This is a genomic window from Deinococcus misasensis DSM 22328, from assembly GCF_000745915.1.
Taxonomy (GTDB): Bacteria; Deinococcota; Deinococci; order Deinococcales; family Deinococcaceae; genus Deinococcus_C; species Deinococcus_C misasensis.
The window spans coordinates 1-16,040 of the sequence record NZ_JQKG01000045.1; the positions used below are offsets into that span (position 1 = coordinate 1).

At 53.9% G+C, this 16,040-nt stretch carries 11 protein-coding genes; 6 read left to right on the forward strand and 5 right to left on the reverse strand.

Translation table 11 applies throughout. From position 1 onward, the window contains the following. Positions 1 to 133: 133 nt before the first annotated feature. Entirely contained in the window at positions 134 to 829 is a 696-nt protein-coding gene (locus Q371_RS19510) for a CPBP family intramembrane glutamic endopeptidase (RefSeq protein WP_034343659.1), read from the forward strand. 46 nt (positions 830 to 875) lie between these two features. Beyond that, a complete protein-coding gene (locus tag Q371_RS27260) occupies positions 876 to 1,025 on the forward strand; it encodes a hypothetical protein (RefSeq protein WP_157442831.1) in 150 nt (49 codons plus the stop codon). Here the strand turns inward: Q371_RS27260 and Q371_RS19515 are convergent. Then, positions 1,008 to 3,461 (reverse strand): helix-turn-helix domain-containing protein, encoded by a 2,454-nt coding sequence (locus Q371_RS19515; protein WP_034343660.1) that lies wholly within the window; start codon positions 3,459 to 3,461, stop codon positions 1,008 to 1,010. The two genes, Q371_RS27260 and Q371_RS19515, sit on opposite strands and share 18 nt — an antisense overlap. Positions 3,462 to 3,932: 471 nt before the next feature. Between Q371_RS19515 and Q371_RS19520 the strand changes: the two genes are divergently transcribed. From Q371_RS19520 to Q371_RS19535, 4 genes are read left to right on the forward strand one after another with little or no spacing between them, the layout of a single operon-like run. Next, positions 3,933 to 5,024 carry a thiamine pyrophosphate-dependent dehydrogenase E1 component subunit alpha gene (locus Q371_RS19520; protein ID WP_034343663.1) on the forward strand — a complete coding sequence of 364 codons (1,092 nt, stop codon included), beginning with the start codon at positions 3,933 to 3,935 and terminating at the stop codon, positions 5,022 to 5,024. Further along, on the forward strand, positions 5,021 to 6,037 hold the full coding sequence (locus Q371_RS19525; RefSeq protein WP_034343666.1) for an alpha-ketoacid dehydrogenase subunit beta: 1,017 nt from the start codon (positions 5,021 to 5,023) through the stop codon (positions 6,035 to 6,037). The genes Q371_RS19520 and Q371_RS19525 overlap by 4 nt, the downstream gene beginning before the upstream one ends. A gap of 51 nt (positions 6,038 to 6,088) precedes the next feature. Further along, on the forward strand, positions 6,089 to 6,313 hold the full coding sequence (locus Q371_RS19530; protein ID WP_157442832.1) for a hypothetical protein: 225 nt from the start codon (positions 6,089 to 6,091) through the stop codon (positions 6,311 to 6,313). Between the two features lie 39 nt (positions 6,314 to 6,352). After that, positions 6,353 to 7,726 (forward strand): dihydrolipoamide acetyltransferase family protein, encoded by a 1,374-nt coding sequence (locus Q371_RS19535; RefSeq protein ID WP_034343672.1) that lies wholly within the window; start codon positions 6,353 to 6,355, stop codon positions 7,724 to 7,726. A 139-nt stretch (positions 7,727 to 7,865) separates the two neighbouring features. Here the strand turns inward: Q371_RS19535 and Q371_RS19540 are convergent, their stop codons facing one another. The 4 genes from Q371_RS19540 to nirB all read right to left on the reverse strand — a co-directional run bounded on the left by Q371_RS19540 (position 7,866) and on the right by nirB (position 15,764). Next, entirely contained in the window at positions 7,866 to 8,705 is an 840-nt protein-coding gene (locus Q371_RS19540; RefSeq protein WP_034343675.1) for a uroporphyrinogen-III synthase, read from the reverse strand. A 10-nt stretch (positions 8,706 to 8,715) separates the two neighbouring features. Further along, positions 8,716 to 12,801, reverse strand: coding sequence for a sulfite reductase subunit alpha (locus Q371_RS19545; protein ID WP_034343678.1), 4,086 nt, complete (start codon positions 12,799 to 12,801; stop codon positions 8,716 to 8,718). 70 nt (positions 12,802 to 12,871) lie between these two features. Further along, on the reverse strand, positions 12,872 to 13,228 hold the full coding sequence (gene nirD / locus Q371_RS19550; protein ID WP_034343680.1) for a nitrite reductase small subunit NirD: 357 nt from the start codon (positions 13,226 to 13,228) through the stop codon (positions 12,872 to 12,874). 10 nt (positions 13,229 to 13,238) lie between these two features. Next, positions 13,239 to 15,764 (reverse strand): nitrite reductase large subunit NirB, encoded by a 2,526-nt coding sequence (gene nirB / locus Q371_RS19555; RefSeq protein WP_034343683.1) that lies wholly within the window; start codon positions 15,762 to 15,764, stop codon positions 13,239 to 13,241. Positions 15,765 to 16,040 lie beyond the last annotated feature (276 nt).

The window sequence follows — 16,040 nt, forward strand, 5'->3', positions numbered from 1 at the left end:
GTCAAAGGCAACCTCGGCATCATCAGCATCTCTTACACCAGTGGCAGCTGGTCTGTCACCCTCAACTGAAAACCAATCAAACCTATTCAGGCAGGGTGGGATCAAACCCACCCTGCTTTTGCCAAGGAGGCGCATGACCCCACACGAACAGATGATCACCAAATGCGTGATGGTCAGCATTCCCATCCTGGTGCTGGTGTACAGCTTCCTCTCTGTCAAAGTCAAAGAAGTGGAACTGAACCACATCACCGCAGCCCTCTTCGCATTCCTGATGCCTGTGGCCTACTGGAATTACGTGCCCACAGCCCACCTCTGGCCCCTGATGGCCGTGTATGTTCCTTTCTTTCTGGCTTCCACCCTGCTGATCCTGCACAGCCCGGTCAAAAGGCAACCTCTGGATGGCCGTCCCATGCTGGACAAAATCCTGACCCAGCTTTGTCGCATCATCAACGAAGAGGCCTTTTTCAGGGGCCTGATGTTTGCTTTGCCGATGGCCCTGTTCCCAGAGGTGCCCTGGTACTGGATGGCGGTTCCGCAAGCCCTGCTGTTTGCTGTGATCCACTACGTGCCGGTCCAATCGGTGCTGAAAGGCCAGACCGGACCCCTGATGCCTTTCTTTGCTGCTTTCGCTTTTCCCTTCTTCAGCAGCATGATGTTCGCCTATCTGGTGACCGCCACCCAGGGCATCCTGCTGGCCGTGATCATCCACTGGCTCACCAACGTGATGATCGAACTGATGTTCCACCGGCTCGGGTACTGCGTGGTCTTCGAGCTGGGATTGGGCAACAAGCAAGGTTACCAAGAGGTTACCAACCCAGGGGTGACCTGAAAGAAACTGCCTCCGTGGTCTAATGACCACCACGGAGGCAGTAAACATGAACAAAGTAAGAATCGTAAAAAACATTTTGGTGGTTGTTGGGGTGCTGGAGATGGGCTTCTCTGGATTCGCCGGAGCTGCTGATTGGAACCCCCCTGTTGAGCCTAATAAAATTCAATCTACAACTCCATCAGCTAAAATTCCCTAATTCTTGACTATGTTTAGCTTTCAAAATTACATACCTAGGATCGTTTTTATCCATACGGTTTATAATTTCTTCAAGAAGTATTATATCATTGTTTATATCAAACATACTTATCATCATATCAATGTTTTTATGCTTGATGACCATATTATTCAAACTACTATCAATTAATTCACGAGTTTCGAATATATAATCATTTTCCGATTCTGGCAGTAATTTACCGGAATAAATCTTCAAAGCTTCTTGAACATTTCCAACTTTAATAAGATGAATTAGTCTTGTGATATCTGATTCAAAGTCATCCGATATTCTATAAGGGTTAGCAGAAATATTAATGAGCTTTCTTAATTTAGAAATAGAAGTTTTTAAGCTACCGTAGTTATCTTGACCATCTTCATATAATTTTACCATAAGTTTATCACCAGATAATCCATCGCTATTAAGTGACAAGATTAACAAAATCTCAATCTGTCTAAGTGGCAACTTAACATACTCTCCATTGATCTTTATTTGAGGTTTCCCCAAGAATTTTGCATCGATTCTTTTTGTAGGCACAGAATAGTATTTTTCATACAGTTTATCACCCAAATAAAATCTAATTACTTCCTTAGGCATCTTTTCCACAATTTCTATTTCTTTATCGCTAATAAGTTTTGCAGGAGCCTTTTTCGAGAAACAATATTTCATAAGAATTAACATAAGATAAGCGCTCGAGTGGTAGGTGTTATTTATCATATCATCAAGCTTACAAAGCTGATCATAGCTGCAATCGTCTACATGAATTCGAAAATACAATTCTGCCATATGTGCGTGAATTTTAAAAGCATTTTTCAACCCCAGAGAAGTAGACGTCAGATTCTCGGTAAATTTTTGTGCTTCTTCAAGTTTTCCCATAGATATTAAGTTTTTCAAAATTTCATAAGCGTAAAAAGCTCTAAAATTTCTGTCAGATTTATTATATAAGTCTTTCCAAAATGAGAGAGATTTTTCATAATCTTTTAAAACAAAACTATAATCTGCAAGCGTACTATAAAAATATCTTCTTGATTCGTCATTTGCTTTATCTACCAAGGCCATTCCTTCATTTATCAGACTATCTACGCCGTCCATTCTATTTTGTATAATTTTAGAGTATAAACAGGAGTTCACTATTGCCAAATGGTCATTTGCATTTACATTTGGCATAGATTGTACTATTTCCATCCCATAATTACTCCAATGTAAATATTCTTTATATCTAAATGTAATATTAGAAAACCTAGAAATCATTTTTACGCATCTTATAATCTCAAGATGATTAGACTCCACCTCTGCCAATGACAGTGCTTTATAAGGCTCTTCGGGTTGAGCAAAAACGGCTTCTTTTTCGTAAGAATAAAGAAAGGTTTTAGCTTTTAATGTTGGCAGACTTTCAATCTCCCCTAAAGCCCTCTTAGCTTGCTTAGATAAATTTCTATCAAAAATCATATACAGCACAGCCAGAGCCCTAACATCTGGCGCTTCATGCTTCTCCAGATACTCCAGCACTTCCTCTTTGATCTCCGCTTTTTTGTCCATCAGATATGCCGCCTCAATCCGCCAGCGCATCACCACTTCATCCTCTTTGATATCCCGAGGCAAAGCTTCCAGCAGCACATGCAAGTGGGCGTGTGCTCCAGTCAGCAAAGCCCGAGAGCCCGCCTCTTCGATGAATTGGGGCACCAGATGGGGGCAGTTGGGAACCGCGATTTCCAGAGCTTCCATGTACTTTTCTTTTTTGCGAAGCAAGGAAACCAGCAATTTGGGGTCCAGATCGACTTCGTAGCCGGGTGGGTGTTTGAATCCATCGGCGGTGGGTCGCAGGGGGATGGGGCGTCTGGCCAGTTCGTTCAGGCGGATCCAGAGCGGTTCAAAGACCCCTCGGGTTTGGTCGTAGGCGTCTTGAATCTGGGACTCAGAAAGCAGGAGGGGTTCTGCCAGTTGGAATGCTTCTGAACGGGTGACCCGCAGGTCTTCGTTGGTCAGAATGGGCAAGTCTGAGAGGCGTTCTTCTCCAATGAGGATCAGGGTGTGTCCTTCTTGCTGCAATTCGAGCATGGCCCGAGCGAACTCTGGGGCAAGGTGGGTTCCGCTGAACACAAAAGTGTGTGCACCAAAAAGCGGTGTGTATTTTTTGATGATGTTGAGCACATAAGGGTACTCCATGCCGTGGTCCAGCAACCGTTCCCCTGCGGCTTTGTTGAAGGCATCCACAAGGGTGTTGGCGGTGAGCACCGGATCGTGGGCCACCCTCGGGGTGATTTCGAACCAGATGGGGGCCTCCATTCCAGAGAGTTGATGGTAGATCAGGTGGTTGATGCCAAATTCAGGTGTGCCGACATATTCGATGCTGGTCTGCTCCTGAAAATGTTCGCTGTGGCTGAGGTACCAATTCTGAAATTGTAAGGGGTGATTCGGCATATGGGATACTTCCTTTTATTGTTCCTGACAGGAAAATCATTTACAGAATACCTGAAGCAAACGGGATTTTTTGTTCTGAGTAAACGGAATACAGGATGCACGCTTTAAATTATCGCTTACAGAGAGGCACAAGGACATTCCTCAGGAAAATCCCTTACTGAAGAACATAAACCATTCTGCATTTTCTTAATGAAACATTTATGTAACGATACGAATCATTTTGAACCCTGTCCAAAACCTAGATCCAGAATGCTCGAAATTAGGATTTGCAAACATTTTCCCGGATGACAAAGTTTATATTCCGCAAAAAGCCGGTTTTCCAATATTTTTTAGGGAATATGGGACATTTGTCTTAAATTTTGTCTTGGAGAGGGGGGTATCTCTGGGGTTATCATACGGGTATAACTCACATCGTGAAGAAGATAGGCCCTAAGATAGGGAGGAACAGGTCGTTCCTTTTTGGAGGTTTGCATGTTTGAAGCATTCACCAACCAGCCGATCCGATTGATTGGCGAGGATGGATCTCGCACCCAGCCATTTGAGCTGGATTTAAGTGCCGATGAACTGTTGCACATCCACCGGGACATGATCCGTGCCCGGGTCTTTGATGAACGCCTCATCCCCATTCTGAGGCAAGGAAAAACCAGTTTTTATGCCCAATCCACAGGCATGGAAGCCACCCAGATTGGCATTGCTTGGGGGGTCAGAAGGGACCACGACTGGTTCTGGCCTTACTACCGGGATCAGGGCCTTGTCCTGACCCTTGGGATGCCTCTGGACCGCTGGATCTCTCAACTGCTGGGCAGCAACAGCGACGTGTGCAAAGGCCGACAAATGCCCCAGCACTTCTCTGACCCAGAGCACCACATCGCCACGGTGTGCAGCGCCATCGGAAGCCACATTGCACCCGCAGCGGGAACGGCCATCGCACAAAAATACCTCGGGACCGATGAAATCACTGTGTGCACCTTCGGAGAGGGAGCGACCAGTGAAGGCGACTGGCATGCCGGGGTGAACATGGCTTCTGCCAACAAGGCCCCTTGCCTGTTCATCTGCGAAAACAACCAGTACGCCATCAGCTTGAACGTCAAGGACCAGACCAACAGCAAAAACATCGCCATGAAAGGTCATGCTTACGGCATCCCCGGCTTTTACGTGGATGGGCAGGATGTGCTGGCTGTGCGTGCAGTGGTGAAGCAAGCTGCCGAATGGGTGCGTGCTGGAAATGGCTCTGCCCTGATTGAGTGCCTGACCTACCGCATCGGCACCCACTCCAGTTCCGACGACGACAGCCGTTACCGCAGCAAAGACGAAGTGGAAAGCTGGAGGAGGCAAGACCCTCTGGTGCGCTTCGAGCGTTTCCTTGAAAAAGAGGGGATTCTTCCAGCCAGAGAAGAAATTGAAGCGTATTATGGGAGTGTACTCGCTGAATTCGAGGAAGCCCTCAAGAAAGCCGAAGACTCCGGTTACCCCACCTGGGAGATTCTGTTCGATGATGTGTACAGCGACCTCCCCGACCACCTGCAGCAACAGGCCATGTACGTCAGGGAGGAGAATGTATGACCATGCAAAGTCCTGAGAAACCCACGTCCTCTCCCGTCAAGAAATCCCTGAACCTCATTCAGGCCATCAATCAGGCCATGCGTGAGGAGTTGCAGCGCGATCCCAACGTGCTGGTTTTTGGCGAAGACGTGGCCAAACGGGGTGGGGTGTTCCTCGCCACCGAGGGCTTGCAGGCCGAATTTGGCAAGGCTCGGGTTTTCGACACTCCGCTGTCTGAAGCCAGCATCGTGGGTGCTGCTGTGGGGATGTGCATCCGGGGTCTGCGTCCGGTGGCCGAAATCCAGTTTGCAGACTACCTGTATCCCGGCTTCGATCAGATCGTGTCTCAGGCAGCCAAAATCCGTTACCGCAGTGGGGGTGGCTTTTACTGCCCAATGGTGATCCGCACCCCCTCGGGTGGAGGTGTGCGGGGCGGCAACCACCACTCCCAGAGCCCTGAGGCTTACTTCACCCACACCCCCGGTCTGAAAGTGGTCATGCCTTCCACCCCTTACGATGCCAAAGGTCTGCTCAAAGAAGCCATCCGTCTGGACGATCCGGTGATGTTCTTCGAGCCCAAGCGCCTGTACCGCGCCTTCAAAGAGGAGGTCCCCGAGGAGGATTACACCATCCCCTTCGGCAAGGCTGCCGTTCGCATGGAAGGTTCGGACATCACCTTGATTGGTTATGGCGGTGTGATGCCCGATGTGATCAAAGCCGCAGAAGCCCTCAAAGCCGAAGGCATCCACCCTGAAGTGCTGGATTTGCGCACCCTGATCCCATGGGACCGCGAAGCCGTATTGAACAGCGTGGCCAAAACCGGACGCGTGGTGCTGGTTTCCGAAGCCCCCAGAACCTCCAACTTCATGGGAGAGGTGGCTTACGTGATTCAGGAAGAACTCTTTGACCAGATGCTCTCTCCGGTGATTCAGGTGGCCGGGTTTGACACCCCCTACCCTTACGCGCTGGACAAGGTGTATCTGCCCGGTCCAAACCGCGTGCTGCGCGCGGCTGCAAAGTCTCTGGGTTACTGAGATGCACCGCAGACGTTGCATGCTGACCCCAGAGTGTTGGAAGCTGTAAACGTGCCACGCTTTGTCATCAGCATCCTCGGTCTGCTCATTGGAATTGGCGTCTTCACGTTCTCCAGCCGTTTGCCCGCCCCCTGGGACCAGCTTTCTGCTGTGGTCTTCTATGTGCTTCTGGCGGTGGGCACCTGGTTTTATGGGAAGGAAGACAAATTTGTTCGCGGGGTGGCGGTTGCCATCCTGATCTGGGCACTGGTGCGCCTGTGGTTTGTGTTCAGGTGATCTGACCGCCCACACGCCATCGTGAGAAGGGAAAAGCGTATGCCAAAAGAAATCCGTCTGCCCGAGCTGGCAGAATCTGTGGTCGAGGGTGAAATCCTGCGCTGGATGGTCGAGGTCGGCGAGAAGATCGAAAAAGACCAGCCTTACATCGAAGTGATGACCGACAAAGTGACTGTCGAGTTGCCCAGTCCCATCTCGGGGGTGCTGCAAGCCCAACTGGTCAAGGTCGGAGACATCGTGCCTGTCCATGCTCCCATCGCCATCATTGCCGAAGCCGGCGAAGACACCTCCGCCCAGCCTGTGTCCTCTCCTGCCCAGCAAGACAGCCTGCAAAAACCCGAGCCCAAAGCTGAAAAGGCTGAAAAAGAAGACTCTGGCGACGACCTCAGCCTGTTCAAAGCCTTTGGTGAGGCCGAACAGGTCAAGATGCCCACCTCGATCCGTCAGCCTTCCGCAGCCCTGAAGCAGACCGAAGCCAAAATCAACGTGGCCCAGAACAAGCATGGCCGGGCTCTGGCGGTTCCTGCTGCCCGCCAACTGGCCCGAGAACTGGACCTCGACATCAACGAAGTGCAGGGCAGCGGTCCCAATGGGCGCATCCGGGTCATTGATGTGCACCAGTACGCCCAGAGCCTGAAACCCGTCACTTCTGGAGCACCCTCAGGCTTCCCTGCTCCGGTTCAATACCGCACCCCCAAAGGCTACGAGGCTCTGGAAACCCGCACCCCTTTGCGCGGCATGCGCCGGGCGATCAGCCAGCAAATGCAGGCCTCCCACCTGTACACCGTTCGCACCCTGACCGTGGACGAAGCCAACCTGAGTGCTCTGGTCCAATTGCGTGAAAAACTCAAACCCCACCTTGAAAAAGACGGAGTGAAACTCAGTTACCTGCCGTTCATCTTCAAGGCCATTGTCTCTGCCCTGAAAAAATTCCCTGCCCTGAACACCTCTTTCGACGAGGCCAAACAGGAAGTGGTGCAGAAGCAGTACTACAACATGGGCATGGCTGTCGCCACCGAAGCTGGACTGGTGGTTCCGGTCATCCGGGATGCCGACAAAAAGACCGTGCTGGAACTCGCTCAGGAAATTCAAGAAGTCGCCGAACTGGCCCGCATCGGAAAACTTTCTCCAGAGCGGATGGGAGGCAGCAGTTTCTCCATCACCAACATTGGTTCGATTGGGGCCCTCTTCAGCTTTCCAATCATCAATGTGCCAGACGCTGCCATCATGGGCATCCACAGCATCCAGAAGCGTCCCATCGTGAACGCTCAGGACGAAATCGTGGTGGCCCACATGATGTACCTGTCCCTCAGCTTCGATCACCGTCTGGTGGATGGTGCAGAAGCCGCCCGTTTCTGCAAAGAAGTGATCCGACAACTGGAAACGCCAGAGTTGCTGGTGTTGAACGCTTAACCCCCCTGCCTTTCGCTGACGCTCAAGGCGGTCCCCCCTTTTTGAAGGGGGGATTTTTTGGAGGGCTCTGGCAAGGAAATGTCCCCCTTCATGAAGGGGGACAGCCCAAGCGAAGCGGGAGCAGGGGGATCTGGGGGATCTAAAACCAGCTCGTCACAGGCTTCTTTTGTTGCAAAATCACCCCGGCGTTTTCGGCAGCCTGACGCACCAGAATGCCCATCTTATGGGGGCTGGCTTCCACGTCCATGCTGAGGTCGAGGTCTCCCACAGCTTCGCTGCAAGCCGGTCCAATCGAGCAGATCACCATGCGCTTCAGGGATTGCCTCAGGTCAAATTCCAAGCCCATGTCCCGAGCACACTTCAGGAAGTGCACGATCTGGGTTCCGCTGGACAGCAACAGCACATCAAATTCACCTCTGATGCAGCTTTTCACCGCTTCGATCAGGGGTCTGGGGTCTTCGGGCAGGACGCAGCGGTAAACAGGAATGCTCTGGACAGCGGCTCCCTGTTCTTTCAGGCTGTCCATCAGGACCACAGGGGTCGGCTCTCCGAATTCCAGAATGCTGATGAAGGCATCCTGCAAGCTGATGGAGAGCAGGAAATCCTGCACCTCCCTCCAGGTGTGCGGTTTTTTCACCATGATCCCCGAGAGGCCAAATTCTTTGAGGGCTTTGAGGGGCTTGTTGCCACGGATCACGATGTTGACGTTCTTCAGGGCTTTTAACGCCTCGGGGTAGCATTTGACCACATCGCGCAGAAACATGCGGGTGCCCACCCCGGTCATGCACACCAGATAATCCACATTTCCAGCTTCGAGGCGCTCAATGAAACGCATCAGTTCGTGGTTGGTGTCCAGAGGCACTTCCCGCAGGCTGGGGACCACGGTGGCCACCCCTTCGTATTTTTCAATCAGGGTGAGCATTTCTTCGCGTCTGCGGGTTTCCAGAGAAAGCACTCTCATTCCATCAAACCAGGCCATGTTGTTCTCCTTAATACACGTCCCTGAGGTAGCGTTTTTGCCCCCCGAGGGTCTTGAGGTGTTCTCTGGCTGCATCTTCCGACAGGCTGCCCTGCTGCATCAGGATCTTCTGGAGGGTGTGGTCCACGTCTTTGGCCATGCGGTTGGCGTCACCGCAGATGTAGATGTGGGCACCGTCCTGAATCCAGCGGTAGAGGTCTTTGGCCTGCTGCATCATGCGTTGCTGGACGTAAATTTTTTCTTGCTGGTCGCGGGAAAAGGCGGTGTCCAGTTTGTGGAGGATGCCCCGCTGTTGCATGGCCAGCAGTTCTTCCTGATACAGGAAATCGCTGTGCTGGCGCTGCTCTCCGAAGAACAGCCAGTTTTTTCCGGTGGCTCCGCTGGCCTGACGGTCATGCAGGAAAGCCCGGAATGGCGCGATGCCCGTTCCCGGACCGATCATGATGACCGGAGCGCTCTGGTCTTTGGGCAGCTTGAAGGTGGCGTTTCTCTGCACGAAGACCGGCACTGGACTGACCTGTGCCCGATCTGCCAGAAAGCCCGAGGACACCCCTTTGCGTCCTTTGCCCATGCCGGGATAGCGCACCACCGAAACCGTGAGGGACACCCGGTTGGGGTCCAGTCTGGGGCTGGAGGAAATGCTGTACAGGCGGGGCTGCAAAGGTTTCAGAAGTGCAGCGAACTCCTCGGCAGAGAAACGCACTTTGTAGATGGAGAGCAGATCAGCAATTTGTTTGCCCCACAGGAAATCCCGCAGTTCGGCTTTGCGCTCGGGGTTCAGCAGGGCACGCAGCTTGGGATCTCCGGTTTGCACTGCCAGAGCGTGCAGCAAATCCGCAGAGGGCCGGGTGATGTCAAACTGCCTGAACAGGGCTTCAAACAGCCCCTGTTCACCGTCTTTGACCGTCACCTGCTCTTTGCCAGAGAGTTCCAGTTTCAGGAGGATTTCCTGCACCAGCTCGGGGTCGTTGGTGGGCATCACCCCGAGGGCGTCTCCGGCTTCGTAGGTCAGGCCACTTCCGGTCAGGTCAAACTCGAAATGACGCACGTCTTTTTCTGAGGCAACTCCGGTCAGCCTGCGGTTGACCACCAGTCTGGCCGGGAAAGGATTGGCCCGAGAGTGCTTGCTGGACACCGCTTTGCTGGAGGCTCTGGGCTCTGGGGCTTTCTGACCGGACAGGATGCGGGTCAGTTGTTTGGTCCACGTGGAGGAGGTCCCAGAGTGATCGGCATCGCAGTCCACCCTTGCATGGAGGGCATGGGCACCCAGGGCTTGCATGCGGGCTTCGAGATTCTTGCCGAACTGGCAGAAGGAATCGTAATTGCTGTCTCCCAGAGCCAGCACCGCATATTTGAGGTGGGAGAGGTTCCCCTCGAACTGGGTCAGGTCTTCCCAGAACAACTTGGCGTTGTCTGGTGGATCGCCGTCACCGTAGGTGCTGGAAATCAGGATCACGGTGTGCTCGTTTTGCAATCCTTCCACTTTGAAGTCCGACATGCTGAGGACGCGAGTGGAGACCGCCTGACTTTCCAGACTGTCGGACAGCGTCTGGGCGATGCCCTCGGCGTTACCGGTCTGGGATCCGTACAGGATCAGGATGCTCTGGGCTGTGGAGTAAGAAGGCTCTGGGAGGGTGCCGGGGGCACCTCGGGAGAACATTCCAGCCAAAAGACCATTCACCCAGTCCCGCTTGGTGGGGGTCAGGGGGGCGTTGGTGGGCAGGGTGGGCACCGTGGGCATCTGCGGAGCGTAAGACCGTCCCAGACCGACCAGAAACCCAGAGAGGTAGCTTTCCTCGTGGGACTCGAAGCTGACCGTGACCATTTCACGCAGGCCCAGAGCAGAGCGCAAAGCGTCCACCGGGCTGGCAAAGGCCGGAACAGGAACAGACTCGGCTTTGCTGGCTGCAACCGAAACCAGTTCACGTTCTTCAGAGTGCACTTTTTGCAGGGCCACAGCGCAGAATTTCAGCTCTGGCTGCAAGGAGATGGGGTCTTTGGCATCGCTGGTCACGGCATTGATGCACAGGTCCTCGCCGTACAGGTCGTTCCAGTGGATGGGGGCAAAAAGGTTCTTGGGCTGCACCCGGTTGCTGACCAGCACGGGCAAAACGGCTTTCCCACGTCTGGACCTGACCTCCAGTTTGTCACCGTTTTTGACCTCCAGCACTTTTGCATCTTCTGGATGGATTTCAATGAACGGCTCTGGATTGAGTTTGTTCAGGGTGGGGATTTTGCCGGTTTTGGTCAGGGTGTGCCACTGGTGGGGCAGGCGTCCGGTGTTCAGCACGAAGCCGTACTCCGCATCGGGAAGCTCCTGAGGGGGCATGTACGGCCTGCACAGGAATTTGGCTTTTCCCGTATCTGTAGGAAACACCAGCTCGGGCTGGGTGCCGTCTGGCAGGGTGTACAGCGTCTGGCTGACCCCATCGTTCAGGTAGCGAATCGGGTTGCGCTTCTCCCCTTCTGGAGGGCAGGGCCACTGCAACGTGGATTCCTGCAACCGCTCATGGGTGATGCCGCGCAGGTCGTAGCCGGTTTTGGGGTTCCAGCTCTTTTTGATTTCCTCGAAAACTTCACTGGCGCTCTGGTAAGCAAAATGGGCTCCGTAACCCAGAGCTCTGGCGACCTCAGCGATGATTTGCCAGTCTGGCAGGGATTCTCCGGGGGCATCCACGGCTTTTTGCATCAGGGCCACGTTGCGTTCGCTGTTGACCATGATGCCTTCGGCTTCAGCCCACAGGGCACCGGGCAGCAGGATGTCTGCAAAATTTCCAGTTTCGCTTTCCAGAAAAGCGTCCTGCACAATCACCAGTTCTGAAGCTTCCAGAGCGTCAATCACCTTCTGGCGGTTGGGCATGGAGGCCACCGGATTGCTGCCGATCACCCACACCCCTTTGATTTTGCCTTCTTTCATCGCCTCAAACATTGGGACAGCGTCCAGACCGGGTTTGGGAAGGATGGTGCCCTCCTTGACCCCCCAGAGTTTCTCGATGAAAGCACGGTCTTCAGGACTGGCAATGACCCTCTGGCCGGGCAGGGCGTGGGCCATGTACCCCACTTCGCGGCCTCCCATGGCGTTGGGCTGTCCGGTCAGGGAGAAAGGACCGCTTCCAGAGCGGCAAATTTTGCCTGTTGCCAAATGCAGGTTGATGATGGCATTGGTGTGCCATGTGCCGTGGGTGCTCTGGTTCAGGCCCATGGTCCAGAAGGTCATGAATTCTCTGGCCTCGGAGATCATGCGGGCAGCGTGGCGCAGCACCTTCTCGGGAAGGCCCGTGATGGCACTGACTTTTTCGGGGGTGTAGTCCTGCACGAAGGTTTTCAGTTCATCGAAGCCCTCGGTGAACTCCCGAATGAAGGTTTCGTCGGTGCGGTGATTTTCGATGAGAAGGTACAAGAGGCCATTCAGGAACGCCAGATCGGTTCCGGCTTTGATGGGGAGGTACAGGTCGGCTTTGTCTGCGGTGGCGGTCTTTTTGGGATCGATCACCAGCAGCTTGGCCCCTCTGGCCTTCACCTGATCGAGCACCCTCAAAAACAAAATCGGGTGACAGTCTGCCATGTTGGAGCCGATCACCACAAAAAGGTCGCTGTTTTCGATGTCCTCATAAGAGCCCGGAGGCGCGTCTGAACCCAGAGACATCTTGTACCCCGCTGCTGCACTCGACATGCACAGCCTTGAGTTGGTCTCCACATGGTTGGTGCGCAGGAAACCCTTGGCCAGTTTGTTGGCAAGGTACTGGGCTTCGGTGGAAATCTGCCCCGAGAGGTAAAACGAAAACGCCTCTGGACCGTCTTTCTCGATGATGCTCTGGATGCGCTTTGCGGTCTCCTGAATGGCCTGTTCCATGGGCATGCTCAGGCGCTCTGCATACCGACCCTTACGCACAAAAGCTTCTTTCAGGCGTCCAGCATGGTTCAGCACCTGAAAGGAGGTGAGGCCCTTGGTGCACAGCCTTCCAGCGTTGGCAGGATGTTCGGTGTCTCCAGAGACCTTGACCACCGTGTTGTTTTCAACGTGCAGCAGCATCCCGCACCCCACCCCACAGTAGGGACACACGGTTTTGACGGTTTTCGGGTCTGACAGGGTCATGCTGTCCCCCCCTCAGCCCCAAAAGCCACATGGGACGCCGAAGCGTCCCCGGACCTGAAGGTCAGAATCCTTACCCCTTGACCCATACTTTTCCGTTTTCCACACGCACTTCAAAGGTGGGAACCTTGATGGTGGGGTCATCGAGGTACTCACCGGTTTGCAGGTTGAAGCTGTGTTTCAGCAAAGGAGAAGCCACCTTGTAAACGCCGCCTCTGGTGCCCACGATGCCTCTGGAGAGCACGTTGGCTTTGGTGAAAGGATCAAAGTTGCTGATGGCGTACAGCACCTCTTCTTCCACCCGGAAGATGGCGACCTGTTTGCCGTTCACTTTTGCGGCCACTCCGGCATGCAGCAGGATGTCGTTCAATTCGCACACAGGAACCCAAACAGCCTGATTGTTGTCGTCTCTGGTCAGCAGTTGTGTCATGGCGGTCTCCTCAATCTCCCGAGATCATCGGAAGCAGGTCGGCTTTCTCGAAGTCAAAGGCCGGGCGGATCTGGCCGCGTTCCTCGACCATCACCACGTTGTCGTCGGACTCATCGGTGTTGATGAAGTGGCGGAAGTGTTTCATCTTCTCGGGGTTGGAGAGGGTGGCCTGCCATTCGCAGTGGTAGGTGCCCACATGCTGCTCCATGGCGGCTTCCAGTTCGGCTCCGATCCCGAGGGAATCTTCCACGACCACTTTCTTCAGGTACTCCATGCCGCCTTCCAGTTTTTCCAGCCAGACGCTGGTGCGTTGCAGGCGATCTGCGGTGCGAATGTAGTACATCAGGAAGCGGTCAAGGTACCGGACCAAGGTGGCTTCATCGAGGTCTGCGGCCAGCAGTTGGGCGTGCTTGGGTTTCATTCCGCCGTTTCCAGCCACGTACAGGTTCCAGCCCTTCTCGGTGGCGATGATGCCGAAGTCTTTGCCCTGCGCTTCTGCACATTCGCGGGTGCATCCCGAGACGCCCCCTTTGAGTTTGTGGGGGGCACGCAGGCCCTTGTAGCGCTCTTCCAGTTTGATGCCGAGGGCGGTGGAGTCTTGCACCCCATACCTGCACCACGTTTCCCCGACGCAGGTTTTGACGGTGCGCAGGGATTTGCCGTACGCATGACCGGACTCGAAGCCCGCAGCAATCAGGTCGGCCCAGATCAGGGGAAGCTGTTCCTGACGGGCACCGAACAGGTCGATGCGCTGTCCTCCGGTGATTTTGCAGTACAGGTTGTACTTTTTGGCCACCTCGCCCAGCACGATCAGTTTCTCGGGGGTGATTTCGCCGCCAGCCACTCTGGGGACCACGCTGTAGGTGCCGTCCCGCTGCATGTTGGCAAGGAAACGGTCGTTGGTGTCTTGCAGTGGGGCATGTTCTTTTTTGAGGATGTATTCGTTGTACAGGCTGGCCAGAATGCTGGCAACGGCAGGTTTGCAGATTTCACAACCCAGACCCTGACCGTGGTGCTCAAGCACGTCCTGAAAGGTGCGGTATTCCTTGATGCGGATCAGGTCAAAGAGTTCCTGTCTGGAATAAGAGAAGTGCTCACACAGGTGGTTGTTCACTTCCTGACCCATGGCCAGCAGTTGTTCTTTCAGGATGTCGGTGACCATCGGGACGCAGCCTCCGCATCCAGTGCCTGCTTTGGTGCACTTTTTGAGGCTGGCGATGTCCTGCGCTCCGCCTGCCACAGCGTCACAAATGGTTCCCTTGGAGACGTTCTCGCAGGAGCACACGGTGGCGGTCAGGGGCAAGGTGGCTTTGATCTGGGTGCCTCCAGCAGGGGCAGGGACCAGCAGGTGCTCTGCTCCTCCGGGGATGTCCATTCCGGTAGAGAACATGCTGTGGAGGGTGCTGTAATCGGAGGTGTCACCCACCAGCACGCCCCCCAGCACTTTTTTGCCGTCTGAGGAAAGCACCAGTTTCTTGTAGGTGCCTTTGATGGGATCGGTGAAGAACATCTCTTCACTGCCAGAGGTTTGTCCGAAAGCGTCTCCAAAAGACCCCACATCCACCCCGAGCAGTTTGAGCTTGGTGCTCATGTCGGCTCCGGTGAACTGGCTTTCCCCTCCGGTCAGCTGGTCGGCGACCACGCGGGCCATGGTGTAACCGGGGGCCACCAGTCCGTAAATGCGACCTTGATAGAGTGCGCACTCTCCGATGGCGTAAATGCTGGGATCGCTGGTCTGGCAATTTTCATTGATGGAGATGCCACCCCGTTCTCCGACGGCAAGACCACTGGCACGGGCCAGTTCGTCTCTGGGCCGGATTCCAGCGCTGAAAATCACCATCTGGGCCTCAATGGAGCGGCCATCTGCAAAAGTCAGGCCCTTCACTTTGCCATCCAAAAGGTCGATGCTCTGGGTGGCGGTGCTGGTGTGCACGGTGATGCCCATCTGCTCGATTTTCTTCTTGAGGAGCTTGCCGCCTTGCTCATCCACCTGCACAGGCATCAGGCAAGGGGCGAATTCCACCACGTGGGTTTTTACACCCAGCGCTTTGAGGGCTCCGGCAGCTTCCAACCCGAGCAGACCTCCGCCAATGACCACACCTTCTGTGGCCTGTTCGGCGTAGCCTTCGATGGCTTCCAGATCTTCGATGGTGCGGTAAACAAAGCAGCCTTGCCCCTCTTTGCCTGCGATGGGTGGCACAAAGGGGTAAGAACCGGTGGCCAGCACCAGTGTGTCGTATTTCAATGCGCGACTGCCGGTGTGCACGGTTTTGTTTTCACGGTCGATGTGGGTGGCTTTTTCCATCACCACACGGACGCCCCAGCTCTGGTAGTCCTCGATGCGGCCCATCGCGAGGTCCGGGCGGGGTTTCTCAAAATAACTGGAGAGGTGAACCCGGTCGTATGCGAGTCTGGGTTCCTCGCAGAGCACCGTCACCTCCATGTTGTGGGTCTTGTTTTGTAAGGCTTCCAAAAATTTGTGGCCGACCATTCCGTTGCCAATCACCAGAAGGCGGTGTGTGGGTTGTGTTGACATGGGATCTCACTCCTTTGCAGGGTGTTCTGCTTTTTCAGAACATTCGGCGGGGCATCCGTCCTGCTTGAATCAGTTGTAGATGAATTTCATGCACAATGTCAATAACAAATTGAACATCTTGCAGATTTTTTAAGAAAAAGGTCTAGTTCTGTCCTTTATTTTTGCAGATTGTCCATTTTTTTTTGCACGTTTTGCAAATTTGCTATTGACAAACCTTGAAAGCTTTCCGCATAGTGACTGCATCCCTTCGGGGAACTGTTCCATCGGATTTCAGGC

What these genes read in the sequence shown, in the direction of transcription:
- Q371_RS19520 (WP_034343663.1), top strand. Translation starts at nt 3,933, where the DNA reads ATGTTTGAAGCATTCACCAACCAGCCGATCCGATTGATTGGCGAGGAT.
- nirB (WP_034343683.1), bottom strand. Translation starts at nt 15,764, where the DNA reads ATGTCAACACAACCCACACACCGCCTTCTGGTGATTGGCAACGGAATG.
- Q371_RS19515 (WP_034343660.1), bottom strand. Translation starts at nt 3,461, where the DNA reads ATGCCGAATCACCCCTTACAATTTCAGAATTGGTACCTCAGCCACAGC.
- nirD (WP_034343680.1), bottom strand. Translation starts at nt 13,228, where the DNA reads ATGACACAACTGCTGACCAGAGACGACAACAATCAGGCTGTTTGGGTT.
- Q371_RS19525 (WP_034343666.1), top strand. Translation starts at nt 5,021, where the DNA reads ATGACCATGCAAAGTCCTGAGAAACCCACGTCCTCTCCCGTCAAGAAA.
- Q371_RS19540 (WP_034343675.1), bottom strand. Translation starts at nt 8,705, where the DNA reads ATGGCCTGGTTTGATGGAATGAGAGTGCTTTCTCTGGAAACCCGCAGA.
- Q371_RS27260 (WP_157442831.1), top strand. Translation starts at nt 876, where the DNA reads ATGAACAAAGTAAGAATCGTAAAAAACATTTTGGTGGTTGTTGGGGTG.
- Q371_RS19545 (WP_034343678.1), bottom strand. Translation starts at nt 12,801, where the DNA reads ATGACCCTGTCAGACCCGAAAACCGTCAAAACCGTGTGTCCCTACTGT.
- Q371_RS19510 (WP_034343659.1), top strand. Translation starts at nt 134, where the DNA reads ATGACCCCACACGAACAGATGATCACCAAATGCGTGATGGTCAGCATT.
- Q371_RS19535 (WP_034343672.1), top strand. Translation starts at nt 6,353, where the DNA reads ATGCCAAAAGAAATCCGTCTGCCCGAGCTGGCAGAATCTGTGGTCGAG.